Source organism: Micromonospora aridisoli (genome assembly GCF_056150025.1).
In genome coordinates this window covers 270,298-293,959 of the sequence record NZ_JAXCFK010000004.1, presented here as the reverse complement: position 1 = coordinate 293,959, position 23,662 = coordinate 270,298, and the positions used below count along the sequence as shown (strand labels likewise).

The 23,662-nt window shown below is 72.2% G+C and carries 24 protein-coding genes; 9 read left to right on the top strand and 15 right to left on the bottom strand.

What is annotated here, in order from left to right; all coding sequences use genetic code 11:
* Position 1: 1 nt before the first annotated feature.
* From SM447_RS10775 to SM447_RS10760, 4 genes are all read right to left on the bottom strand, one after another.
* Entirely contained in the window at positions 2-850 is an 849-nt protein-coding gene (locus tag SM447_RS10775; protein WP_474572607.1) for a sulfurtransferase, read from the bottom strand.
* A gap of 213 nt (positions 851-1,063) precedes the next feature.
* On the bottom strand, positions 1,064-1,141 hold the full coding sequence (locus SM447_RS10770) for an Ms5788A family Cys-rich leader peptide (RefSeq protein WP_311202345.1): 78 nt from the start codon (positions 1,139-1,141) through the stop codon (positions 1,064-1,066).
* A 72-nt stretch (positions 1,142-1,213) separates the two neighbouring features.
* Positions 1,214-2,005, bottom strand: coding sequence for an LmeA family phospholipid-binding protein (locus SM447_RS10765; protein WP_474572606.1), 792 nt, complete (start codon positions 2,003-2,005; stop codon positions 1,214-1,216).
* Positions 2,006-2,112: 107 nt separating this feature from the next.
* On the bottom strand, positions 2,113-3,141 hold the full coding sequence (locus SM447_RS10760; RefSeq protein WP_474572605.1) for a hypothetical protein: 1,029 nt from the start codon (positions 3,139-3,141) through the stop codon (positions 2,113-2,115).
* A 243-nt stretch (positions 3,142-3,384) separates the two neighbouring features.
* Between SM447_RS10760 and SM447_RS10755 the strand changes: the two genes are divergently transcribed.
* From SM447_RS10755 to mshD, 3 genes are all read left to right on the top strand, one after another.
* Positions 3,385-4,125: a winged helix-turn-helix transcriptional regulator gene (locus tag SM447_RS10755; RefSeq protein ID WP_474572604.1), complete on the top strand. Its 741-nt coding sequence runs from the start codon at positions 3,385-3,387 to the stop codon at positions 4,123-4,125.
* A gap of 74 nt (positions 4,126-4,199) precedes the next feature.
* Positions 4,200-5,069 (top strand): polysaccharide deacetylase family protein, encoded by an 870-nt coding sequence (locus SM447_RS10750; RefSeq protein ID WP_474572603.1) that lies wholly within the window; start codon positions 4,200-4,202, stop codon positions 5,067-5,069.
* Positions 5,070-5,126: 57 nt separating this feature from the next.
* A complete protein-coding gene (mshD, locus tag SM447_RS10745) occupies positions 5,127-6,053 on the top strand; it encodes a mycothiol synthase (RefSeq protein ID WP_474572602.1) in 927 nt (308 codons plus the stop codon).
* A 12-nt stretch (positions 6,054-6,065) separates the two neighbouring features.
* On the opposite strand, the gene SM447_RS10740 is transcribed toward mshD, so the two are convergent.
* Entirely contained in the window at positions 6,066-6,896 is an 831-nt protein-coding gene (locus SM447_RS10740) for an NUDIX hydrolase (protein ID WP_474572601.1), read from the bottom strand.
* A gap of 143 nt (positions 6,897-7,039) precedes the next feature.
* On the opposite strand from SM447_RS10740, the gene SM447_RS10735 reads away from it, so the two are divergent.
* The gene (locus tag SM447_RS10735; RefSeq protein WP_474572600.1) at positions 7,040-8,008 is read left to right on the top strand and encodes a Gfo/Idh/MocA family protein; all 969 of its coding nucleotides are present in this window, start codon (positions 7,040-7,042) and stop codon (positions 8,006-8,008) included.
* Between the two features lie 63 nt (positions 8,009-8,071).
* Here SM447_RS10735 and SM447_RS10730 read toward each other — a convergent pair whose 3' ends face one another.
* The 4 genes from SM447_RS10730 to SM447_RS10715 form a co-directional block, all read right to left on the bottom strand.
* Complete coding sequence (locus SM447_RS10730; protein WP_474572599.1) at positions 8,072-9,076, bottom strand: inorganic phosphate transporter; 1,005 nt, start codon at positions 9,074-9,076, stop codon at positions 8,072-8,074.
* Between the two features lie 4 nt (positions 9,077-9,080).
* Complete coding sequence (locus SM447_RS10725; RefSeq protein ID WP_099849257.1) at positions 9,081-9,707, bottom strand: DUF47 domain-containing protein; 627 nt, start codon at positions 9,705-9,707, stop codon at positions 9,081-9,083.
* A gap of 132 nt (positions 9,708-9,839) precedes the next feature.
* The gene (locus tag SM447_RS10720; protein WP_474572598.1) at positions 9,840-10,772 is read right to left on the bottom strand and encodes a PPK2 family polyphosphate kinase; all 933 of its coding nucleotides are present in this window, start codon (positions 10,770-10,772) and stop codon (positions 9,840-9,842) included.
* Between the two features lie 77 nt (positions 10,773-10,849).
* Positions 10,850-11,356, bottom strand: a complete 507-nt coding sequence (locus SM447_RS10715) for a DUF402 domain-containing protein (protein WP_474572597.1) — start codon at positions 11,354-11,356, stop codon at positions 10,850-10,852.
* A 65-nt stretch (positions 11,357-11,421) separates the two neighbouring features.
* Between SM447_RS10715 and SM447_RS10710 the strand changes: the two genes are divergently transcribed.
* Complete coding sequence (locus tag SM447_RS10710; RefSeq protein ID WP_474572812.1) at positions 11,422-13,644, top strand: ATP-dependent DNA helicase; 2,223 nt, start codon at positions 11,422-11,424, stop codon at positions 13,642-13,644.
* A 49-nt stretch (positions 13,645-13,693) separates the two neighbouring features.
* Here the strand turns inward: SM447_RS10710 and SM447_RS10705 are convergent, their stop codons facing one another.
* Complete coding sequence (locus SM447_RS10705; RefSeq protein WP_474572596.1) at positions 13,694-14,992, bottom strand: AI-2E family transporter; 1,299 nt, start codon at positions 14,990-14,992, stop codon at positions 13,694-13,696.
* A 167-nt stretch (positions 14,993-15,159) separates the two neighbouring features.
* Here SM447_RS10705 and SM447_RS10700 point away from each other — a divergent pair, with 167 nt between their 5' ends.
* Positions 15,160-15,498, top strand: coding sequence for a GroES family chaperonin (locus SM447_RS10700; RefSeq protein ID WP_474572595.1), 339 nt, complete (start codon positions 15,160-15,162; stop codon positions 15,496-15,498).
* Positions 15,499-15,621: 123 nt separating this feature from the next.
* Positions 15,622-15,789 carry a hypothetical protein gene (locus SM447_RS10695; RefSeq protein ID WP_474572594.1) on the top strand — a complete coding sequence of 56 codons (168 nt, stop codon included), beginning with the start codon at positions 15,622-15,624 and terminating at the stop codon, positions 15,787-15,789.
* A gap of 25 nt (positions 15,790-15,814) precedes the next feature.
* Here SM447_RS10695 and SM447_RS10690 read toward each other — a convergent pair whose 3' ends face one another.
* Positions 15,815-17,311 (bottom strand): PrsW family intramembrane metalloprotease, encoded by a 1,497-nt coding sequence (locus SM447_RS10690; protein ID WP_474572811.1) that lies wholly within the window; start codon positions 17,309-17,311, stop codon positions 15,815-15,817.
* Between the two features lie 15 nt (positions 17,312-17,326).
* Positions 17,327-18,589, bottom strand: coding sequence for an FUSC family protein (locus SM447_RS10685; RefSeq protein WP_474572593.1), 1,263 nt, complete (start codon positions 18,587-18,589; stop codon positions 17,327-17,329).
* Positions 18,590-18,680: 91 nt separating this feature from the next.
* Here SM447_RS10685 and SM447_RS10680 point away from each other — a divergent pair, with 91 nt between their 5' ends.
* Positions 18,681-19,319 (top strand): HD domain-containing protein, encoded by a 639-nt coding sequence (locus tag SM447_RS10680; protein WP_474572592.1) that lies wholly within the window; start codon positions 18,681-18,683, stop codon positions 19,317-19,319.
* A 39-nt stretch (positions 19,320-19,358) separates the two neighbouring features.
* On the opposite strand, the gene SM447_RS10675 is transcribed toward SM447_RS10680, so the two are convergent.
* Complete coding sequence (locus tag SM447_RS10675; protein WP_474572591.1) at positions 19,359-19,676, bottom strand: DUF4031 domain-containing protein; 318 nt, start codon at positions 19,674-19,676, stop codon at positions 19,359-19,361.
* Between the two features lie 66 nt (positions 19,677-19,742).
* Here SM447_RS10675 and SM447_RS10670 point away from each other — a divergent pair, with 66 nt between their 5' ends.
* Complete coding sequence (locus SM447_RS10670) at positions 19,743-21,143, top strand: FAD-binding oxidoreductase (protein WP_474572590.1); 1,401 nt, start codon at positions 19,743-19,745, stop codon at positions 21,141-21,143.
* A gap of 19 nt (positions 21,144-21,162) precedes the next feature.
* Here the strand turns inward: SM447_RS10670 and SM447_RS10665 are convergent, their stop codons facing one another.
* Both SM447_RS10665 and SM447_RS10660 read right to left on the bottom strand, forming a co-directional pair.
* Positions 21,163-21,687 (bottom strand): hypothetical protein, encoded by a 525-nt coding sequence (locus SM447_RS10665; RefSeq protein ID WP_474572810.1) that lies wholly within the window; start codon positions 21,685-21,687, stop codon positions 21,163-21,165.
* Between the two features lie 86 nt (positions 21,688-21,773).
* Complete coding sequence (locus tag SM447_RS10660) at positions 21,774-23,597, bottom strand: glycerol-3-phosphate dehydrogenase/oxidase (protein WP_474572589.1); 1,824 nt, start codon at positions 23,595-23,597, stop codon at positions 21,774-21,776.
* Positions 23,598-23,662: the final 65 nt, after the last annotated feature.

The following is a 23,662-nucleotide window of genomic DNA, read 5'->3' as shown; positions in this document are numbered from 1 at the left end:
CTCAGGCCTCCCCCGGCTCATCGCCGAGCGCCACCGGCACACCGACCAGCGAGCCGTACTCGGTCCACGAACCGTCGTAGTTCTTCACGTTGCGGTGGCCGAGCAGTTCCTGGAGCACGAACCAGGTGTGCGAGGAACGCTCGCCGATCCGGCAGTAGGCGATGGTCTCCTTGCTGTCGTCCAGCCCGGCCTCGCCGTAGATGCGACGCAGCTCGTCGTCGGACTTGAAGGTGCCGTCCTCGTTGGCCGCCTTCGACCACGGCACGCTGATCGCGGTCGGGATGTGGCCGCCGCGCTGTGCCTGCTCCTGCGGCAGGTGAGCGGGGGCGAGCAGTCGACCCGCGTACTCGTCGGGGCTACGCACGTCGACCAGGTTCTTGCTGCCGATCGCGTCGACGACCTCGTCGCGGAAGGCCCGGATGCTGGTGTCCGGCTCGCCGGCGACGTACTGCGTCGCCGGGCGGGTCACGGTGTCGGTGACCAGCGGACGGGCGTCCAGCTCCCACTTCTTGCGACCGCCGTCGAGCAGCTTGACGTCGCGGTGGCCGTAGAGCTTGAAGTACCAGTACGCGTACGCCGCGAACCAGTTGTTGTTGCCGCCGTAGAGGATGACGGTGTCGTCGTTGCTGATGCCCCGCTCCGACAGCAGCGCCTCGAACTGGGCCTTGTTGACGAAGTCCCGGCGGACCGGGTCCTGAAGGTCGGTCTTCCAGTCCAGCTTGATGGCGCCGGCGATGTGGCCGGAGTCGTAGGCCGAGGTGTCCTCGTCGACCTCGACGAAGACGACGCCCGGGGCGTCGAGGTTCTTCTCGGCCCACTCGGCCGAGACGAGTGCGGTGTCGCGACTCATCAGATCACTCCCTGGTGAGGATGGATGGTGAGCCAGCGCGCGGAGATCGTCGGATGTGCAGGTGTCGCACCCACGCGCGGGACCCATAGCTAGGAACGGATCACGGGTTCGTGCGACGGCGCCGCTGCCGGACGTCCGGGTGGGGTGCACCGGGAACAGGTACGCGTACCCCGAGTGCCGATGGCCGCTAGGCGGCCCGAGACAGCCCCGCCGTCAGATGACGGGGCGACAGAGGCAGGTGGCCACGCGGCACAGGTCGACCGCGCGCCGTTTGGTGAGGAGCGTCCCCATGAGCAGGGAGCCTACCAGCGATCCCAGATATCTCCATCGGGCCGACCAGCATCCGGGACGCCGGCCCGGTGGTCAGCCAGCCGAGTTGATCGGTACGTCCCGTGCGTCGGCGGTCACCGTCAGCCCCTGCGGCTGCGGCCGGACCTCGCGGACGGTCAGCTGGAACGGCAGCTCCGGCAGGGGCACGTCGACCGAGATGCTGCGGGCGAAGTTGTTCACCAGGGTGCGGGCCAGCGGGACGTTCGGCAGCCCTTCGGCGTCCAGGTCGTCGAAGCGCAGCGCGACCTGTCCCTGCTCGCCGACGATGATGTCGGCGGTGCCGGTGACGGTCAGCCGCTGGCCGAGGATGTCCACCGGGGCGGTGACGGCGAGTTGCCCGTCCTGCTCGCCGAGGGTCAGCCCCTCCCGGTCGAGCAGGGCCGCCAGGCTCTGGTAGCTGATGGTGCCGGTGCCGTTGACCGTCTCCGCAATGACCTCACCCTGCCCGGTGCGCAGGGTGTCCAGCGAGGCCCGCACGTCGCGGGCGTCGACGTCCAGGCTGGGCAGCGCGACCGCGTCGCCCTGCACCGAGGCCTGCACGTCCCGCAACTTGATCGAGATGCGCTCGTACCGGCCGTCGAGCACCTGGGTGAGGAACGGGAAGCCGCCCACCTCGACCTCGGGCGGCGAGGACTGTGCACCCTGCTCGGCGACCTGCTGGCGGACCTCGTCGGCGATGGTGCGCTCGGCCACGCTCGCCGCCACCCGGTCGGCGATGACGAGCAGCCCGGCGAGAACGAGCAGCAGGACGACGAACCCGATCAGTACCTTGCGCCCGCGTCGCCGCGGCCGCCGTCCGTACGTCTGCTCCTGCTCCTGCTCCACGCCGCCTCCTGTCTCGTCGTGTCCCGATGCCGCCAGCGGCGAACGGGTGGTACCCGCGGTCCGGATTTCTCAATCGCGCGTGACCGGATCGCGGGCGGCACCGGCCCTCAGAGCACCAGCCGGCACATCAGGTACGCCGCCGGCGCCGCCATCGCGAAGCCGCCGAGCGGCCCCTGCACGTGCCGCGCCGCCCAGACCGACGGCATTTCGCCGGCCATCAGCCGCCCCGCCTCGGCGTAGCTGACGGCCAGGTCGGCCAGCACGGCGACGACCGCCGCCACCAGACCGATGATCGCCGCACGGGTAGGGGTGAACGGGGTGACCAGGTAGCCACCGAGCAGCGCGCTGACCAACGTACCCACCATCGCGCCGCCGACCACCCCCGCCGCCCCCCGGGGCACCTGGGGGGCCAGTCGCGGCCAGGCCGCGACGGCGTCGGTCACCCGCGCGACGGTGAGGGCGACCCCGGCAGCGGTGAGGCAGACAGCGATCGCCTGGGTGCCGGCCGGTATCCGGCTGAGCACGATGAGCGTGGCGAAGGCGACCACTCCGAACACGATGGTCGCGGTCGTCCGCAGCGAGTCGGTCACCCTGACCCGGTCCACCCGCCGGACCAGCTGACCGAGCACCGCGGCGAGCACCCCGCCGACAGCGATGTAGAGCAGCGGCGCCAGCCGGGCCTCGGTGGACCGTACGGCCACGACATCGGCCGCCACCGCGGTCACCGCACCGACCCCTACGACGACCGCCAGGGCCGGTGGCCGGGTGACCATCGTCCAGGCGAGCACGAACAGCACCTGCACGGTCAGCACCACGAGGGTGAAGGGCAGCCGGTACCCGGGACCGGAGGTCTGCGCGGCGACGACCAGGCCGACGCCGAGTAACGCGGCGAAGCCGCCGATGGCGAGGGAGAGCCCTCGGCGCACCTCGACCGGTGGCTCCAACTCCTCCTCGTCGTCGTCCGCGTCGTCGTCGGCGCGGCGGGCCGAACCGCCCCGGCGCAGGCGGCGCGGGCCACCGGAGCGCCGCTCGTCGGTCTCCACGGCCGGACCGGTATGCGGCGCCGAGCTTCCCGTGGCGGGTGGCTCCTCGGCCCACGGGTCACGGCCGGTCTCGGGCGAGTTGGAGGGAAACACGCACCGATCGTGCCAGACCAACCGCACATCGCGGGTGCCACCGTTTCCGCGACGTTAAAACCTGGGCCGCGATCAGGGGCAGAAGGGGCAAAGAGGAAACCGTGCCAGGGTCGTGCACGAGCGATCGGTTACGCTCAACGGCGAAACCCGCCCGTCAGCGACGCCGGGACCCACGGAAGTTCCCAGCGCCCCCGTCAGGAGTGCCGCTGGTCGCGCGCGACCCTTTCGGTCGCCGGGACGGAGGTGATCGTGGAGATCCTGCTATTGGTGACCGCACGGGCAGGCGAACCATCCGCAGTGCTGCCCGCACTGGACCTGCTGCCACACTCGGTCCGCACCGCACCGCGCGATGTCCGCACCCTGGTCGCCGGCCCGAGCCCGGACGCCGTGCTCGTCGACGCCCGCTCCGAGCTGAGCGAGGCCCGGGCCACCTGCCGGATGCTGCACGCCACCGGGCTCGGCGTGCCACTGGTCGCGGTGGTGACCGAGGCCGGGCTGATCGCGCTGAACGCCGACTGGGGCGTCGACGACGTCATCCTCGCCTCCGCCGGTCCGGCCGAGGTGGAAGCCCGACTGCGACTCGCGGTCGGCCGGCTGAGCAACGCCATCGCCGGCGCAGGCGGGTCCATCCGGGCCGGTGAGCTGATGATCGACCCGGACACCTACGCCGCGAAGCTCAAGGGTCGGCCGCTCGACCTCACCTACAAGGAGTTCGAGCTGCTGAAGTTCCTCGCCCAGCACCCGGGGCGGGTCTTCACCCGGGACCAGTTGCTGCGTGAGGTGTGGGGCTACGACTACTTCGGAGGTACCCGGACGGTCGACGTGCACGTGCGTCGCCTGCGGGCCAAGCTCGGCTCGGAGTACGAGTCGATGATCGGCACGGTTCGCCAGGTGGGCTACAAGTTCGTCGTACCGCCGTCGCGGAACCTGCCCGAGGCTGATCACGCGCCGCTGCCGGTGCGGGCTCTCACCGTCGAGGGCTAATTTCCCATATGCCCCTTTTGGGCAACTCGTGCGTCTTATGGTGACTGCCGAGTTGGCCAGCGGGAGGGGCAACGGTGGGCGGTAACCAGACGGGGGCGGCACGGGCTGTCGGGATCATCACGCTCGTGGTGTCGGCGGTCCTCGGCTCGGCGTACCTACTAGGACAGAGCCTGGTCCCCGACGCGTCGCACACCGACGCCGGCGTGACCGCGACCGGTGCCGATCATCCCGAGTACGCCGACCAGTCCGCACCCACCGACCCCGAACCCGGCACCACCCGGTCTCCGGCCGAGCCGGACGGTGGGCAGCACTCCGACGCACCGGAGCAGGACGGCACCATCGGCCCGATGGGCACCCGGGTGAGCACCGGCACCGCCGGGGTGGCGCTCACCTTCGACGACGGACCGAACCCCGACTACACCCCGCAGGTCCTCGCGATCCTGCGGGAGTACCACGTCACGGCCACCTTCTGCGTGGTCGGCAAGAACGCCCAGGCGTACCCGTGGCTCATCGAGCAGATCGTCGCCGAGGGGCACACGCTCTGCAACCACAGCTGGGACCATGACGTCGCCCTGGGCTCCCGGTCACCCGAGTGGATCCGCGCCGACCTGCTCCGTACCAGCGAGGCGATCCGCGCGGCGGTGCCCGACGCCCCGATCGCCTGGTACCGGCAACCCGGCGGCGCCTGGACCTACTCGGTGATCTCCGTCTCCCGCGACCTCGGCATGACACCGCTGCACTGGACGCTGGACCCGTCCGACTGGCGGGCGCCCGGTGCGAACCGGATCGCCGCGTCGGTGATCAACGGGATCCGGCCCGGCTCGATCGTCCTGCTGCACGACGCGGGGGGAGACCGGCAAGGCACCGTCAACGCCCTGTACCGGATCCTGCCGGAACTGGCGGGCAGGTTCGACGTCCAGGCGCTGCCCCCGCGCGGACTGTGACGGAGCACCACTCGTCCTCTCCGGCCGGCCTCCGTCCCATCCGGTTACGGTGATGGGATGAGCAGCACCGAGACGGCCACCGACCAGGTCACCCGCGTAGACCGGCTCGGACCGCCGGAAGTCGCCGAGGTGCTGGCGCTCGCCGGTGCCGCGGCGGACGCCGACGGGGCGAGCCCGCTGGATGAACAGGTGCTGCTCCGGCTACGCGACGAGCGCGCTGCGGCGAGCCACCTGATCGCCCGCTCCGCCGACGGAACGCTGACCGGGTACGCCCATCTCGACCCGACCGACCCGGACAGCGGCGTCAGCGTCGGGTTGATGGTGCACCCGGCGTACCGGCGGCGGGGCACCGGACGGGCGCTGGCCCGAGGGGTGCTGGCGACCTCCGGTCGGCCCCTGCGGGCGTGGGCGCACGGCGACCACCCGTCGGCGGCGGCCCTCGCGGTGGACCTCGGTTTCCACCGCGCTCGGGTCCTCTGGCAGCTGCGTCGGCCGCTCGCCGCCCCGCTGTCCGGATCGCGCCTGCCCGACGGGGTGACGCTTCGCGCGTTCCAGCCCGGCGTCGACGACGAGGACTGGTTGACGCTGAACGCGCGAGCCTTCGCCGACCACCCGGAGCAGGGCCGGTGGACCGCCGAGGACCTGCGGGTACGTCTCGCCGAACCGTGGTTCGACCCCGCCGGCTTCCTCCTCGCCGTCGAGTCGGCGACCGGCCGGCTGCTCGGCTTCCACTGGACCAAGGTGCACGAACGCCCCGGCACCGCCCCCATCGGCGAGGTCTACGTACTCGGCGTGGAACCCTCCGCGCACGGCGGCGGGCTCGGCCGGGCCCTGACCACGGCCGGGCTGGCGTACCTGCGCGACCGGCGCGGGCTGGACCGGGTGATGCTCTACGTCGACGAGTCGAACGCCGGGGCGGTGGCGCTCTACGAGCGGCTCGGCTTCGCCCGCTGGTCCGCCCACGTCAACTACCAGCTCGGCTGAGCCTTCCGAAGCTCAGTCCAGGTGGAATCGCGGGTGGTCCGCGTCGGACAGATCCAGGCGCGGCGTGATCGGGGTGACCGCGTCGCGGGCCGCCGCCGCCCGGACCACCGCCGCGAGGTCGGTGCAGGCGGCAATCTCACCGAGGGTGACCAGGGTCGGCGGAAGCATGGTCAGCTCGCCGGCTGCGGCCCGCTCCCCCGCCTCGGCGGGCCGGATCCAGAGCGTGTGGTCGGCCTCGCCGGAGACGTCACGCGTCCGCTGCCCCTCGGGCAGCAGGGCCACGAAGAAGTACGTGTCGAACCGGCGCGGCTCGAACTCCGGCGTGACCCATCGGCTCCAGGGCAGCAGCAGGTCGGACCGGAGGGTGAGCCCGCGCCCGGCGAGCAGGTCGGCGAAGCCGGTGCGGCGCTGCTCCAGGTCGGTCCGGACGGTCTCCCAGCGGTCGTCGCTGACATCCCCCACGACCCGCGCGGCGTCCGGCCCGGCGAGTAGCACGCCGGCCTCCTCGAAGACCTCCCGGGCCGCCGCGCAGACGACCGCCTGGGCCGCGGCCGGGGCCAGTCCGAGGCGTACGCCCCAGTCCGTCGGGGTGGGACCGGCCCAGTCCACGTGGGCCGTGGAGTCCGAGGGGTCGACCCCGCCGCCCGGAAAGGCGTACATGCCGCCGAACGCCATCGCCGCGACCCGACGGATCAGGTAGACCTCGAAGCCCTCGTCGGCCGGGCGGAGCAGCAGGACGGTGGCGGCCACCCTGGGCACCACCGGCGCCGCGCCGGAGTTCCGGAACCGGCGGGCGTGCTCCACCAGCGCGGGCGGCGCCGGATAGCCACGGTCGATCGTCATGCGCCGAGACTAGTGCGGTGGCCAGGAACGTTCACCCCGGCCCGCGCCGGGTCGCGCACCGCCGAGTCTCCTGGCCACCGCCCTGTCCCGACCCGTGGGTGGCCGGTACTGCCCGCTGCTGGATCTTCGGTAGCTTTCACGCCATGACTCGTTGGGGCATCCTCGCCACCGGCCACATCGCCGCCCGCTTCGCCGAGGACCTCCGGCTGGTGCCGGGGGCCGAACTGGTCGCGGTCGGCTCGCGCACCGCCGAGAGCGCGGAGCGCTTCGCGGAACGGCACGGCGCACTTAGGGCGTACGCCTCCTGGGCGGAACTGGCCGCGGACACCGACCTGGACGTGATCTACGTCGCCACCCCGCACGCCGCCCATCACGAGGCGGCCCTGACCTGCCTGAGCGCCGGCAAGCCGGTGTTGCTGGAGAAGCCGTTCACCCTCGACCTGGCGACCAGCACCGAGTTGATCGACACCGCCCGCGCTGCCGGGGTCTTCCTCATGGAGGCGATGTGGATGCGGTGCAACCCCCTCATCCAGCGGGTCTGCCAACTGATCGCCGACGGCGCGATCGGCACGTTGACCGGTGTCCGGGCCGACTTCGGTGTGGCCGGGCCGTTCCCGCCCGAGCACCGGATGCGCGCCCGGGCGTTGGGTGGCGGCGCCCTGCTGGATCTCGGCGTCTATCCGGTCAGCCTGGCCCATCTGCTGCTGGGCGTGCCACAGCACGTGCGGTCCTGGGCGAAGCTGGGCCCGGAGGGCACGGACGAGAACACCGGGTTGGTCTTCGGGTACGACTCGGGAGCCGTGGCCACGTTGAGCTGCGGGATGGTCGGTGCCACCGGGCTGACCGCCTCGATCACCGGCACCGACGGACGGATCGACCTGCCCGAGCCGTTCTTCCGGCCGGGCGGTTTCACCCTGTACCGCGCCGGTGCGGAACCGGAGACGATCAACGATGAGCTGGTGGGCTCGGGCTATCAGTACGAGGCCATGGAGGTGCAGCGTTGCCTGGCCGAGGGGCTGACCGAGAGCCCGCTGGTGCCGCACTCGGCCACTCTGGAGATCATGGGCCTGCTGGACGACATCCGCGCCCAGATCGGCGTCTCCTACATCTGAGATTTTGTTAAGAAGGGCCCCCTGTACCACGCCAGGCGTTAACAGGGGGCCCTTCCTTACACCTCAGCTGAAGATCGGCCGGACCAGGAAGTACATCAGGGCACCGATCGAGCCGGCGGCCGGGAAGGTCAGCACCCAGGCGCCGATGATGTTGCCGGCCACGCCCCACCGCACGGCGGAGAGCCGCTTGGTGGCGCCGACGCCCATGATCGCCGAGGTGATCGTGTGCGTGGTCGAGATCGGTGCGCCGAGCACCAGGGCGTTGAAGTAGAGGACGCTGCTGGCCACGGTCTCGGCCGCGAAGCCCTCCGGCGGGCGCAGGTCGATGATCTTCCGTCCGAGGGTCCGGATGATCCGCCAACCGCCGGCGTACGTACCGGCCGCCAGCACGGCCGCGGAGGTCCAGAACGCCCACTCGGGGATGTAGGTGGCGTCGTCCTGGTAGCCGCCGACGAACAGGGCGAGCACCACGATGCCGATGGTCTTGGCGGCGTCCTGCATGCCGTGACCGACGGACATGGCCGCCGCCGAGGCGGTCTGGGCCCACCGGAAGCCCCGGTTCAGCTTGCCCGGGTGCCCGTGTCGGAAGATCCACTGCACGGCGATCATCACGATGTAGCCGAGGATGAAGCCCACCATCGGCGACAGGATCATCGGGATGATGACGCTCTCGCCGATGCCGGTCCAGAGCACGGTGCCGGAGGCGGCGACGGTCGAGCCGACCAGGCCACCGATCAGGGCGTGCGAGGACGACGAGGGCAGGCCGAAGTACCAGGTGATGATGTTCCAGGTGATCGCGCCGATCACCCCGGCGAAGACGATGCCGAGGCTGGACACGCCGGTGGGCAGCTCGACCAGACCACTGCCGACGGTCTTGGCGACCTCGGCGCCGAAGTGGGCGCCGATGAAGTTGCCGACCGCCGCCATGGCCAGGGCCACCCGTGGTGTCAGCGCCCGGGTGGAGATGCTGGTCGCGATCGCGTTGGCAGCGTCGTGGAAGCCGTTGGTGTAGTCGAACACCAGGGCCACCCCGATCACCGCCAGCACCGCGATGAGCTCGGGACTCACAGGATCAGGACTCCTTGACCGCGATGGTCTCGACGGTGTTGGCGACGTGCTCGAAGGCGTCGCAGGCGGCCTCCAACTCGTCGGCCACCTCCTTCATCTTCAGCACGGTCAACGCGTCGTACTCACCGGAGAAGAGGCGTACCAGCAGCATCCGGTAGGCCTGGTCGCCGTCGTTCTCCAGCCGGTTGATCTCGATCCAGTAGTCCTCGAGGTCCTTCATCGACTTCAGCCGGGGCATCGCGTCGGCGGTCAGCTTCGCCTGCTGGTCCAGCACGTGGACCAGCTCGTGCATCTCCCGGGGCAGCGACGGCAGCTTGGTCAGCCCGTAGAGGTAGAGCAGGTTGCCCACCGCCTCCAGGTGGTCCATCACGTCGTCGAGCAGCGAGCCGAGGCGGTAGATGTCCTCGCGGTCGAAGGGGGTGACGAAGGTGGAGTTGATCTTCTTGTACAGCTCGTGGGTGATCTGGTCGCTGTCGTGCTCCACCTCGGTGAGCCGCTCACTCACCGACTGCACCTCGACATCGGGCAGGGCCAGCTCGTTGAGCAGCTCGGTACCCCGGACCAGGTTCTGCGCTGCCCTGGTGAAGAGCTCGTAGAAAGCGCCCTCGTTGGGGCGGAAGGAAAACCTCACAGCACGGACCTCGTCGTGTCGGGTGGTAGGGGTGGCAGCCGCCGCTCCGGCGCCCTGCTGAGGGAATGCTAGGGAACCGTCAGATCGGCGATTCTCCGGCCCACCCCTGGCCAGATGTCATTCACCGCCCGTTCAACTTCCGTTCACCTTCAGCGGCCCCGTGGTTCCCAGCAGCCGCTCCCGTTCCCGCTCGACGTCGAAGTCGGCTGGCGGATACCCCAGATCAAGGGTGTCGAACGTCTCACGCAGCAGGTGTGCGACCGCCCAGTCCCGGTACCACTTGCGGTCCGCCGGCACCACGTACCACGGCGTGACGTCGGTGGCGCACCGGCCGATCACCTCGGCGTACGCGGCCTGGTAGTCGTCCCAACGGGCCCGGGCATCGACGTCGGAGGGGTGGTACTTCCAGTGCTTGGTCGGATCGTCCAGGCGGGCCAGCAGCCGCCGCTTCTGCTCCGCGTTGGAGATGTGCAGGAAGACCTTGACCACGATCACCCCGTCGTCGGTCAACTCCCGCTCGAACTCGTCGATCTCGGCGTACCTCGGTCGCCAGACGTGCTCCGGAGCCCGCTCCTGGACCCGGGGAACCAACACGTCCTCGTAGTGCGAGCGGTTGAAGACACCCAGGTGTCCCGGTGGTGGCAGGGCCCGGCGGATCCGCCACAGGAAGTGGTGCCGCAGTTCCTCGGCGGTCGGTGGCCCGAACGCCCGAATGTGCACGCCGAGCGGATTCATCGCTCCGACCACCCGCTTGACCGTGCCGTCCTTGCCGCCACAGTCCATCGCCTGGAGCACCAGCAACACCCGCCGCCCGGCGCCGGGGTCGGCCTTCGCGCCGGCGAACAGCATCTCCTGCTGGCGGGCCAGCCCAGTGCCCACCAGGGCGACCTGTCGGCGGGCCCAGCCCTTGCCGTCCAGCCCGGTCACCTCCGGGCCGGGCAGCCCGGGTGCCGAGCGGGGATCGATCTCCCCGAGATCGACAGGTCCACCGGGCCGCACCCGGAGGAGATCGCGTACCGCGCCGCCGACGGGCGCCACCACCTCAGAGCCACCATCGTCCACCATCGGAGCATCATCACCCGCCCGCCGCCGTTCCGCGCGACGGCCGGGCGGTGGTGGGAGACGGGGACGCCTGGCAGCGGTCAGACCACCAGGGCCAACCACTTGCGGTACGAGGTGGCGAACGGCTCGGTGCCGTCGCCGAGCGCGCCGAGCAGCCAACGCGCCGCCGCCTCGGCCTCCACGACCAGTTCGTCCGGATAGCCGAACCGGGCCCGGTGCTCGGCGAACTCGTCCTCGTCGCGCAGCTCGACCAGGCCGGTCTCCCGACGCCGGACCACGTCCAGGTCAAGATCGACCAGGTGCACGGTGTCCTCGCCCTCCCAGCGGGCCGGGCTGGCGATGTCGCAGTAGACCTCGCTGGTCCGGGGCGGCGGGTTGAACATGCCCGTCCACCACGCGTGATGGGGCACCAGCAGCACGAAGGGAATCTGCTCGACCGAGGGCCGGCCGTGGTAGACCGAGCTGGTGCCGGCCGCCACGCCGAGCCAGATGCCGAGGTCGTCCTCGGCCAGTCGACGGGCCGGGTAGTCGCGGTGGGCGCTGCCGTCGTACTTGCGGTAGATCACGCGGACCACGTCGCTCGGCATGAGTCGCACCCTAGCCGATTCCGCCCACGCGTAGCCGTCGGGAAGTTACCGGACAGCCGGGTGGTATTCCGTCCCGTGACGTCGCGACACGGGCGTTCGGTACGGACCGCGTCCGCCCCGGCGGGTACCGTGCCACGGTGACTCCGCCCCGCACCGCCATCGGCACCGGCACCACCCGCGACAAGGCACGCCGGCGTGGCGATCGGCCGGGCGGGGCCGAGTTGCTGGCCGCCGCCGTCGGCGCGGTGCCCGGCGGGGCGGCCCGCCCCGGGCAGCAGCGGATGGCCACGGCGATCGAGGAATGCGTCGCCGCCGGCGAGCATCTGCTGGTGCAGGCCGGTACCGGCACCGGCAAGTCCCTGGCGTACCTCGCTCCGGCGTTGACCGTGGACGGTCCCGTGGTGGTCTCCACCGCCACCCTGGCGTTGCAGTCCCAGCTGGTGGAGCACGACCTGCCCCGGTTGGCCGACGCCGTCGAGCCGCTGCTCGGGCGACGTCCGACGTTCGCCGTGCTCAAGGGCCGGCACCACTACCTCTGCCTGGCCCGGCTGGAGAACTCCACGGAGGACGAACCGGAGGACACCCTCTTCGACGCTCCGGTCGAGCGTCCCGGCGGCACCCGCTGGCTCGGCGAGGCCGGCCGGCTCGGCAAGCAGATCCAGCGGCTGCGGGACTGGGCCCTGGAGACCGACACCGGTGACCGCGACGAGCTGGACCCGGGCGTCGACGACCAGGCGTGGCGGCTGGCCTCCATGCCCGCCCGGGAGTGCGTCGGCGCCAGCCGCTGCCCGTACGGCGCGGAGTGCTTCGCGGAGGCGTCCCGGGCCCGGGCCCGGGAGGCCGACATCGTGGTCACCAACCACAGCCTGCTCGCGGTCGACATGCTCGCCGGGCGACACATCGTCCCGCCGCACCGGCTGCTCGTCGTCGACGAGGCCCACGAACTGGCCGACCGGGTCTCCTCGGCGGCACAGGCGGAGCTGACCCCGGAGCTGATCGACCGGTCCGCCCGCCGGGCCCGCCCGCTGCTGCGCCCGGAGACGGCCGAGGCGCTGACCGCGTCCGGTGACGCCCTCGCGATCGGGCTGGCCGAGGCACCCGCCGGACGGATCACCAGCGGGCTGCCCGACCCGTTGCGGGAGGCCTGCACGCTGCTGGACGCCGCGACCCGCGCGGCCCTGGACGCCATCGGCGACGTCAAGGCCGACGACCCCGACCCGGTACGCAAGCAGCAGGCCAAGGCCGTCCTCGACGAGCTGTCCACCACCGCCCAGCGGTTGCTGGAGGAAGCCGAGCACGACGTGGCATGGGTGGAGCGCAACGACGTCACCGGGCGGCGGGCGCTGGTGGTGGCACCGCTCTCGGTCGCCGGCACCCTGGCCACCCACCTCTACGACGAGCGGACCGTGGTGGCCACCTCGGCCACGCTCGCACTGGGCGGTCGGTTCGATACCGTCGCCCGGGCCCTGGGGCTCGACTCGCCCCCGCCCGACCCGCCGACGCCGGCAGCCGCAGCGCTCGCCGACGCCACCCGGCGACCGAGCGCGCCGGGTCAGGCGGCGGCCGGCGGTGCGCCGCCCCGAACGGATGACGCCGACGGGCCGACCGACTCCGGCCTCGGGTGGCGTTCGCTGGATGTCGGCTCGCCGTTCGACTACCCCCGGCAGGGCATCCTCTACGTGGCCGCGCACCTGCCCCGCCCCGGGGCCTCCGGGCTGCCCGACGCCGCCGGGGAGGAACTGCTCGCGCTGGTCAGCGCGCTCGGTGGGCGTACGCTCGGGCTCTTCTCCTCCCGGCGGGCCGCGCAGCAGGCGGCGGAGCTGCTGCGTGCGCGGACCGACCTGCCGGTGCTGCTCCAGGGCGAGGAGGCGCTGCCGCTGCTGGTACGGCGGTTCCGGGAGGAGCGGTCGAGCTGCCTGTTCGGCGTGATGTCGCTGTGGCAGGGGGTGGACGTGCCGGGTGACTCATGCCAGCTGGTGGTGATCGACCGGCTGCCCTTTCCCCGACCCGACGAACCGCTCGCCGCGGCTCGGGCGGCGGCGGTCGACGCGCAGGGCGGATCCGGCTTCGCGGCGGTCAGCGTGCCGATCGCGGCGGTCCGGCTCGCGCAGGGCGTGGGCCGGTTGATTCGCGCCACCGGTGACCGGGGCGTGGTGGCGGTGCTCGACTCCCGGCTGGAGACGGCCCGCAGCTACGGCTCGTTCCTGCGCCGTTCGCTGCCCCCGTTCTGGTACACGACCCGGCCGGAGGTGGCCCGGGGCGCCCTGACCCGCCTCGCCGCGAACTGAGCCGGCCCACGGTGCGCCTGGGCCCCGCACCCCGTGCGGGGCCGACGGATCAGGGCGCGCGCGAGGCGACGACGACGGCGTCGGGTGGGGTGTCGGGCACCCGCCGAGCGGCGAGGCGGCGTACCGCCGTGTTGAGCACCGCGATGACGGGCACCGCGACCAGCGCGCCGGTGATCCCGGCGAGCACCACGCCAGCCGCCAGACCGATGATCACTGCGAGCGGGTGGATGGCGACCGCCCGGCCCATGATCAATGGCTGGAGGATGTGCCCCTCCACCTGCTGCACCCCGATCACCACGCCAAGGATGATCAACGCGGTCACCGGACCGCTGTCGACCAGTGCGACCAGCACCGCCACGCCGCCGGAGAGCGTCGCACCGACGATCGGAATGAACGCGCCCAGGAAGACCAGTGCGGCCAGCGGGAAGGCGAACGGGATGTCGAAGATGACCAGGAAGATGCCGATGCCGACGGCGTCGATGAAGGCCACCAGCACCGTCGCCCGCACGTAGGCGACCAGGGTCGCCCAGGACGCCCGGCCCGCGTCGTCGACCTTCCAGCGCGCGGCGACCGGCAGGAGCCGGACCAGGAAACGCCAGATGATGGTGCCGTCACGCAGGAAGAAGAACGTGGCGAAGAGGACCAGCACCGTGCCGGTCAGTACCTCGGCGAGGGTGGCCGCCGTGGAGAGCGCGCCGCTGGTGAACCGCTCGGTGTTGTTGTTGACCCACTGCTGGGTCTCCTCGATGTACCGGTCGAGGTCGTTGTCCGACAGATGCAGCGGGCCGGTCTTGAGCCACTCCTGGATCTGCTGGAGCCCCTGGGTCGACTTCGCGGTCAGTTCCGGCACGCCCTTGATGAACTCGTTGACCACCAGGGTGAGCGTGCCGATCACCGCGGCCAGCCCGGCCACCAGCACCACCGCGGTCGCCAGCGACCTCGGCAGGCGGGCTCTCAGCAGCCAACCGACGGCGGGGGCCAGTAGCGCCGAGAGCAGCAGCGCCACGGCCAACGGGATGATCACGATGCTGATCGTGCCGACGAGCTTCAGCAGCGCCCAGAAGACGATCCCGATGACGATCAGACGCCACGACCAGGCGGCGGAGATCCGCAGCGCGTGTGGCACGTCGGCGTCGTCCCGGCTGGAGGTGGAGTTGTGCAGCGGGGCGGACGGTTCGGCACCGACCACGGTCGCGGCCGGCGGTGCCGCCGGTCCGGGGCTCGACGGCGAGGCCGCCCTGGCCGGCTCGGGAACGTCGGGCGGGGTTTCCCGGCCGGCGCGGATCGATTCCCGACCTGACTCGTACGCGCGACGCAGCCGTCCGCGTATCCGCTCGAAGCGGCTCAAGCGCACCTCCCGACACTCCTCGGCCTGGCGCACCGCGTCAGGTCGGACAGGATACGCCCGACCAGCCAACGGTAGGGCGAATTCGCCACCCACAGTGCCCCGCCGGCCAGCTCGCTAACCGGTGACCACCGGCGGCGCGCCGCAGACGACACGGTAGCGTCTCCGGCGTGACCGCCGACCCGAACATCGACTCCGGCCTGCCCATCCGGCTGCTGCACGATCGCGTGCTGGTGCGGATGGAGGGCAGCGACGGCGAGCGGCGTTCCAGCGCCGGCATCGTGATCCCCGCCACCGCGGCCGTGGGCAAGCGCCTGGCCTGGGCCACCGCGGTCGGCGTCGGCCCCAACGTGCGCTCCATCGTCTCCGGTGACCGGGTGCTCTTCGACCCCGACGACCGCTCCGAGGTCGAGCTGCACGGCCGCGGCTACGTGCTGCTGCGGGAACGCGACGTGCACGCGGTCGCCGCCGAGCGGATCGAGGAGAACGCGACCGGCCTCTACCTCTGAGCCCTCTGGCGAGCGAGGCGGAACCCAGGGCGGCGGTCGCGCCGCCACCCTCCACCCGTCCACGCGTCGTTTGCCGCGCTCCCCGGCGGGAAGCCAGCCGCACCACCGGCCTGGGGAGGGACGATGCCGGTATTCGTGAAGAAGGTGCTGGCCTGGGGAAGTCTCGCGTTTCTGATCTACTTCATGGCGTTCCGGCCGGAGGGCGCCGCACAGCTGTTCAAGGCCATCGGAGCGGCTCTGATGATGATGGCCCAGGGACTCGGAGACTTTCTCACCAGCCTGATGACCTGAGCGTCGCCCGGCCGGGCGGCGACCGTCAACGGTGGCCGGGCGGCCAGGGCGCGGCGGGACGTGGACCGTACCAGCCGGGCCGGCCGTAGCCGGCGGGGAACGTCGGCGGCGGAGGCGGCGGGGCGAGCACCACCGGGATCGGGACGACCGGCTCCTCGGGTGCCGCCACCGCCCGCTGCGAGCCGTCAGGGAACCGCAGGTGGTAGCGGTGCCCGTCCCAGACGCCGACCGGTGACTGCGGGTCCCGGCCGACGAAGTACGACCGGTACGCGGCGATCGCGTCCAGCAGCTCCCGTTCCTCCCTCGCCGTCCGCTCCCGGTCCACGGGACGGCGGTCCAGGCCCCGCATCGTGCCGTCGCGCAGCAGCGCCAACCGGGTCGCCGCGAACTGGTACCCGCGCATCGCCCGTAGTCCGGCGTCACCGGCCACCCGCCGGGCCCACACCCGGGCCGCGTGTCGTCGGCCGAGGCTGCTCAACGCCGCCACCTCCGGCGGCGTGAGCCAGCCGGCTCGGACGTAGTCCGGCAGTACCCGCTCGGTGAGCCGCCCCTCCCAGGCCCGCAGCCACACCGCCAGGCCGACCATGCCGAAGAAGATCGGCACCATCACGCCGACGAAGCCGAAGAGCGAGATCAGCACCTCGCCGGTGGCCTGGGTCAGCGTCGGCAGCAGGTTCCACGCCCCGTGCAGCATCATCGCCAGCAGCAGGCCGGCGACCGGGGCGAAGAACCGGACCCGCCGGTCCGCCGACCGGGCCGCGATGCCGAGGCCGACGCCGGTCATCGAGGTGAAGAGCGGATGGGCGAACCCGAAGAGCAGGATCCGGACGATGAAGATGGCGATGACCTGTTGCGCCCCGGTGGCCGGACCGTACTGCTCGACGCCCGAGGCGTACCCGTACCCGCCCAGGTAGAGGATGTTCTCCACCATCGCGAAGCCGATCGCGGAGAGCCCGCAGTAGACCAGGCCGTCGGTGATGCCCGACCACTCCCGCCGACGGAAGACCAGCAGCAGGATCGGCCCGAGCGCCTTGGTCAGTTCCTCGATGAAGGGCGCGACCAGCACGGCGGTGAGGGCGACGGGCAGGCCCTGGTCCTCGAACCAGCCGGCCGCCGTCTCGTTGACCGTCAGCGACGCCGCGGTGGAGACGAACGCCCCCCAGGCGAAACAGAAGATCAGGTACTTGAGCGGTTCGGGTTCGTAGCGGTCGAGCCAGAGGAAGCAGGCGACCAGCACCGGAACCGGCAGGACCGCCGCCGCCGTACCGACCAGCAGCGCCTCCGGGCCGAGGCTGGTGCCGAGCGTGAAGAGCATGAAGATCGCACAGGCCGCGATCAACATGATCACTCCGGCCAGCACCAGCGCCCGCCGCCAACTGAGTCGGCGTCGTGGCATTCCGGGTACGCCGGCACCCGCGCCTGGCGCGGCGGGCACGGACGGCGACGGCGGCAGTGATCCGCCGGACGGGGTGTCGGCCATGCGGTCAGCGTAGTCATGCCCGGCCCGTCGGGCCGGGCGCATGGCCACCCGGAGAACTCAGCCGACCGGAGGCGCGGTGGGACGCTGCACGGCGGGTTCCGGCCCGGCCGGCGCGCCCGGCCGATCCAGTTCACCGAAGGAGCGCCGCACCAGCCGGTTCGCCTCCTCCTGGCTGATGCCGGAGGCCACCAGCAGGTCGCTGGCGGTGGTACGCACCTGGGCCACCACCACGCTGCCGGAGAACCCCACCCCCGCGCCGTACGCCCGGCCGGCCTCGCTGACCGCGCGCAGCGACCGCTCCCGGGCCTGTTCGGGCTCCTCGCCCTGGGCGAACTCCTTCTGCAGCAGGCGTACCGCCTCGGCCAGGTGGCCGACCGCGTCCGGCATCGGCTCCGGGACCGGCTCCTCGTCCTCGATCAGGGTCACCGCCCGGCGGATCAGGGTGCCGCTGTTGCGCATCGCGCGGTCGATCGGGTCGGCCGCCTCCGCGTAGTGGGTCAGTTCGCTGCGCCGGTGCCACCGCGCCGGAGAGAGCAGCGCGGTCTCCTTGGCCCCCTCGATCGCCTCGGAGAGGGTGGTCAGCTCCTGCTTGTTGTCGCGCAGCCGGTCCAGCGCGCTCTGGATCTTGTCCCGGTCCCGCTCCCGCAGACCGTCGGCGGCGATGTCGAGCTGCCCGGCGAGCAGATCCAGGGCCGGCCGGGCCGCCCGGTTGAGCACCCGTAACGGGTTGAGGGGTAGCAGGATGGCGGTGACCAGCAGTGCGATGCTGCCGCCGACCAGCGCGTCGATGAACCGGGGTATCTCCAGATGCTCCACCGACGGGCTGAGCGTCACGATCAGCACCGCGGTCGCCGCGGCCTGGATGACGATGGCGACGCTGCCCCCGGCGAAGACGGTCAGCACGATGGCGGCGGTGACCACGATTCCCAGCTGCCAGGGCCCGGTGCCGAGGAAGTAGATCAGCAGGTCACCCACGGCCACCCCGACACCCACTCCGATGATCAGCTCCACGGTCCGCCGGAAGCGTTGCCCCACCGAGACGGCCAGGGTGCCGACGGCGGAGATCGGGGCGAAGACCGGTTGCGGATTGCCCAGCAGTTCGTGCGCGGCCAGCCAGGACAGCCCGGCCGCAAGGCCTGCCTGGGCGGCCAGGCCGAGCGACATCCGCACCCGGTGCAGGCGGTCGTGCAGGGTGGCCTTGCCACGATTATGCAGCTGCGCCACCGTGTCGGCGATCCGGGCCGTGTCCACCTCGGACACGCCCTCGCGCACGCCGTCACGCCGCAGCAGCCGAGAAAGTCCGTTCCGGGCCGCCGACATGGCCGGGACTACCCACCTGACGCTCGGACATTCCCGCCGAAGCGGCACACCTCTCCGATCGGGCGACGCCGGATGGGGCAGACTCGGCCCGGTGACGGGGCTCATCGCACGATGGCGCGCGGCCGCCATGACCGCCGGCGCGGACGACCCGGGAGCGGTTGACGCCGCCGGTGCCGAGTTGCTCGACCGATGGCGGGAGCCGCACCGGCACTACCACACGGTCACCCACCTGACCGCCGTGCTCGATGTGATCGACAGGTACGCCTCCACCGCGTCGCGACCCGACCTGGTGCGACTCGCCGCGTGGAGCCATGACGCGGTGTACGACCCACGCGCGCCAGGCGACCGGAACGAACGGGACAGCGCGGCGCTCGCCGACGCCCTGCTCACCCCCCTGGGGCTGCCCGCCGCCGAGGTGACCGAGGTCTCCCGGCTGGTCCTGCTCACCGCCGGTCACGTGGTGGACCCGGGGGACGCCGACGGTGGACTGCTCTGCGACGCCGACCTGGCCGTGCTGGCCGCACCGGCGGCCGAGTACGACAGTTACTCCGCCGCGATCCGCCGGGAGTACGCCCACGTGCCCGAGTCGGACTATCGGACCGGTCGCGCCCGAGTGCTCTCCGCCCTGCTGGCCCAGCCCACCCTGTACCACCACCCCACGCTCGCAGCCCGCTGGACCCGGCCCGCCCACACCAACCTCACCCGCGAACTGACTCGCCTCACCTCCTGACCACCGCGATCTTGCACTTTTCGTCGGGGTATAACGGCGTCAAAGCCGCGAACCGGGGACCGAAAGTGCAAGATCGCGGGAGTCCGGGCGGGGGCGGGCGGAGAGGTGTTTGGGGCGGCGGAGGTTGGCGGCGCGGAGCAGGCGTACGAGGTCGCGGCTGGGGACGAGCTGGGCGCCGAGCCAGACGGCCATCGGGAAGCGCTCCGCGGGGATGTCGTAGTGGTCCCGGTCGAAGCCGCGCCGGGGCGCGCCCAGCATCTCGGCGAAGGCGTGCAGCTCGGCGAAGGAGACGTCGCTGATCAGGTGCGACCAGAGCCGGCCGCGCCCCGGCCAGGACGGCCGGTCCACGTAGATCACGACAGCCACCGTACCGGGCGTCGGCCCAGGTTGATGATCACCAGTTGCCGGTCGTAGCCTCGCCGCATGGCCACCTCCCCGCTCCTCGACGACCTGCGTGCCGCCCTCGGGCCGGAGGCGGTGCTCACCGATCCTGATCTGCTCCGCGGCCACGAGCGCGACGAGGCCGACCTGTGCGCGTCCGCGACGCCGCTGGTGGTGACCCGGCCCCGGAGCACCGAGGAGGTCGTCGCGGTGGTCCGGGCGGCCGGACGGTACGGCGTACCGGTGGTGCCGCAGGGTGCGCGTACCGGGCTGGCGGGCGCCGCGAACGCCGTGGACGGCGCGGTGGTGATCAGCACCACCGCGATGGACGCGATCCTGGAGATCGACCCGGTGAGCCGGATCGCGGTGGTCCAGCCCGGAGTGGTCAACGCGGCGCTCACCGCCGCGGTGGGCGAGCGGGGCCTGTGGTACCCGCCGGACCCCGGCTCCTGGGAGTCCTCCACCATCGGCGGCAACGTCGCCACCAACGCGGGCGGCATGTGCTGCGTCAAGTACGGCGTGACCACCGAGTACGTGCTCGGCCTGGAGGTGGTGCTCGCCTCCGGTGAGGTGTTGCGTACCGGCCGGCGGACCGCCAAGGGCGTGGCCGGCTACGACCTGACCCGGCTCTTCGTCGGCTCGGAGGGCACCCTCGGCGTGATCACCGAGGTCACCGTGGCGCTGCGGCCCGCGCCGGGAGAGTCACTGACCCTGGTGGCCGTGTTCGGTTCGACCGCCGCGGCCGGCGAGGCGGTGGCCCGGATCGCCGCCCAGGGACTCTCCCCCAGCCTGCTGGAACTGCTCGACCGCACCCACCTGACCGCGATCGAGGCGTACCGGCCGATGGGGCTGCGCACCGACGCCGAGGCGCTGCTGCTGGCCGCCGCCGACACCGGCCCCCGGGCGGCGGCGGACCTGGCCGAACTGGCGGCGGCCTGCGAGGCGGCCGGTGCCGAGGAGGTGTACGCGGCCACCGACGCCGTCGAGGCGGCCGGGCTGTTGCAGGCCCGCCGGCTGGCCCACCCGGCCATGGAGAAGTACGCGGCGGACGCGTACCCGGGCGGCAACGGCGGTCTCATCATCGACGACCTGGCGGTGCCCCGGGGTGCGCTCGCCGCGCTGCTCGACGGGGTGGCCAGGATCGCGACCGAGTGCCAGGTGCCGATCGGGGTGGTGGGGCACGCCGGTGACGGCAACATGCACCCCAACATCGTCGTCGACCGGGCCGATCCGGCAAGCCTGGAACGCGGCCGGCGGGCCTTCGACGAGATCATGCGGCTGGGGTTGGACCTTGGTGGCACCTGTACCGGCGAACACGGCGTCGGCCTGCTCAAGCGGGAATGGCTGGCCCGGGAGATCGGCCCGGTGGGCGTACGCGTGCACCAGGCGATCAAGGCGGCGCTCGACCCGGCCGGCCTGCTCAACCCGGGAAAGGTGCTCTGACCCGCGCCGACGCGGCGGTTCAGCCAACCATTTCGGCGGGCGTGTTCTGGGTGAGCAGCAGCAGGATCTCCTCGGCCACCGGCGGTCGTTCCTCCCCCGGACAGTCCTGCGAGGTGATCAGACCGACGGCGGTCAGCAGGGTGGAGGTGAGCGCGCCGATGCAGCTGACCCGGTATCCGCGCGCCTCGTCGGTCTCCCTGGCCAGATCCGGTTCGGCCAGGAGCTGCTGCAGACGTTCGCGGTGCTCCTCGCTGAGCGCGCCGGTCGAGGTGACCCCGTCGCCGGCGCAGTCGATGCACTCCCAACGCCCGTCCGGCTCCACGTTCAGGGTGCGTAGCGGGCCGTCCGGTCCGTGATTCTGCAACAGGCTGACCCGCCCCTTTCCGGTGGTGGCGGCCCCTGCGCCCCCGGGTTGCCCCGCGACCGGTTCACTCGCCTGCACAGGCGGTTGATCGCGATCACCGAACGGCGCGCAGCCGCTGAGGACGACCGCCAGCAGGGCGGTGACGGACAGGAAGGCCAACCGTGACCGGGAAAGCGCCATCACGCGCGGAACTTACCCTACCGTAGGTAGCGAGCGTAACCCGCCGGATGGATATCCATGGGTCACGATCTCCAGAATGGAGTGCGTCAGCGGGCCAGACCAGCAGCGCCGTCGTCGGCGCCCCGGTCGGCGGCATAACCGCGCACGTCCGGCGCACCAAGTCGGGCGGCGTCGGCGGTCGCGTCGTCCGGCATCAGCTGAGACTGCCGCTCGGCCTCCACCCGGGCCCGGTAGTGGGTCACCTCCCGGGCCCGCCGGGCGGCGTCCCAGCCCAACACGGTGCCCATCAGCTCGGCCGCGTGCTCGGCCGACTCCAGGCCCCGGTGGGCCGTCTCGATCGAGATCCGGGTACGCCGGGTCAGCACGTCCTCCAGGTGCAACGCGCCCTCGGCACGGGCCGCGTACGTCACCTCGGCGGCGAGGTACTCGGGCGCACCCGCCAGCGGGGAGGCCAGCAGCGGATCGACGTCGATCAGGGCGAGCAGGTCGAGGGTCAGGCTGCCGTAGCGCTCCAGGAGGTGTTCCACCACTCCCACGGGCACCCCGTGCCGGCGGGCCACGTCCGCCCGGTCCCGCCACATGGCCGCGTACCCGTCCGCGCCGAGCAGCGGCAGATCGGCGGTACGCGACGTCCGATCGCCGCCGAGCCGGCGTACCGCCCGGTCGACGACGTCGGCGGCCATCACCCGGTACGTCGTGTACTTGCCGCCGGCCACCAGCAGCAGCCCGAGCATCGGCTCGATGACGGCGTGCTCCCGGGACAGTTTGGAGGTGGAGTCCGCCTCGCCGGCCAGCAGGGGACGCAGCCCGGCGTAGACGCCTTCGATGTCGGCGGTGGTCAGCGGGCGGTCCAGCACGCTGTTGACCTGCCGGAGCAGATAGTCGATGTCGCTGGCCGAGGCCGCCGGGTGCGAGCGGTCCAACCGCCAGTCGGTGTCCGTGGTGCCGATGATCCAGTGCCCACCCCACGGAATCACGAACAGGACACTGGTGGCGGTACGCAGGATCAGCCCGGCCTCACCGGTGATCGCCGACCGGGGCACCACCAGGTGCACGCCCTTGGAGGCCCGGACCCGGATGCCGGGCCGCAGCCCGACGTCGTCGAGCATCCGGGACATGTCGTCGGTCCAGACGCCGGTGGCGGCGATCACCGTACGGGCGCGTACCTCGAACTCGGCCTCGGGTGAGCTGGCGGGCGCCTCCAGGTCGCGGACGCGGACCCCGGTGACCTCCCGGGCCTGCCGGATCAGCCCAACCGCCCGGGCGCTGCTCACCACGGTCGCCCCCAGGCTGGCCGCGGTGCGGGCCAGGGTGATCACCAAACGGGCGTCGTCGACCTGCCCGTCGTGGTAGCGGATCGCGCCGGCCAGGCCGTCGGACCGCAGGCTCGGAAAGACCCGGCGAGCGCCCTCACGGCTCAGGTGCCGGTGCAGCGGCATGCCCCGCCCGCCGCCGAAGAGGCCGGCGAAAGCGTCGTACGCGGCCACCCCGGCACCGTAGTAGGCCCGGCGCAGCAGCCGGGCCGGCAGGTGGCGGACCCCGTGCCCGGCCGGCAGCGGCACCAGGAACGGCACCGGGCGCACCAGGTGCGGCGCCAGCCGGGTGGCCAGCAGTCCGCGCTCGGTCAGCGCCTCGTGCACCAGGTTGAACTCCAGCTGCTCCAGGTAACGCAGGCCACCATGGATCAGCTTGCTGGACCGGCTGGAGGTGCCGGCGGCGAAGTCGCGCGCCTCCACCAGGGCCACCTTCAGGCCCCGGGAGGCGGCGTCGACCGCCGCTCCGGCGCCGGTCACACCTCCGCCGATCACCAGCACGTCGAACCGCTCGGCGCGCAACCGACGCAGGTCGGCGGCGCGGCGGGCGGGCGAGAGCTGCCCGGCAACGGACCGCGAAACGTTCGGATCACGCACCCGTCCACGTTAGCCGTCCCGGCGCTCCGCCGGCACGTGCCGGCACCACCGCCCGGCCCACCCGG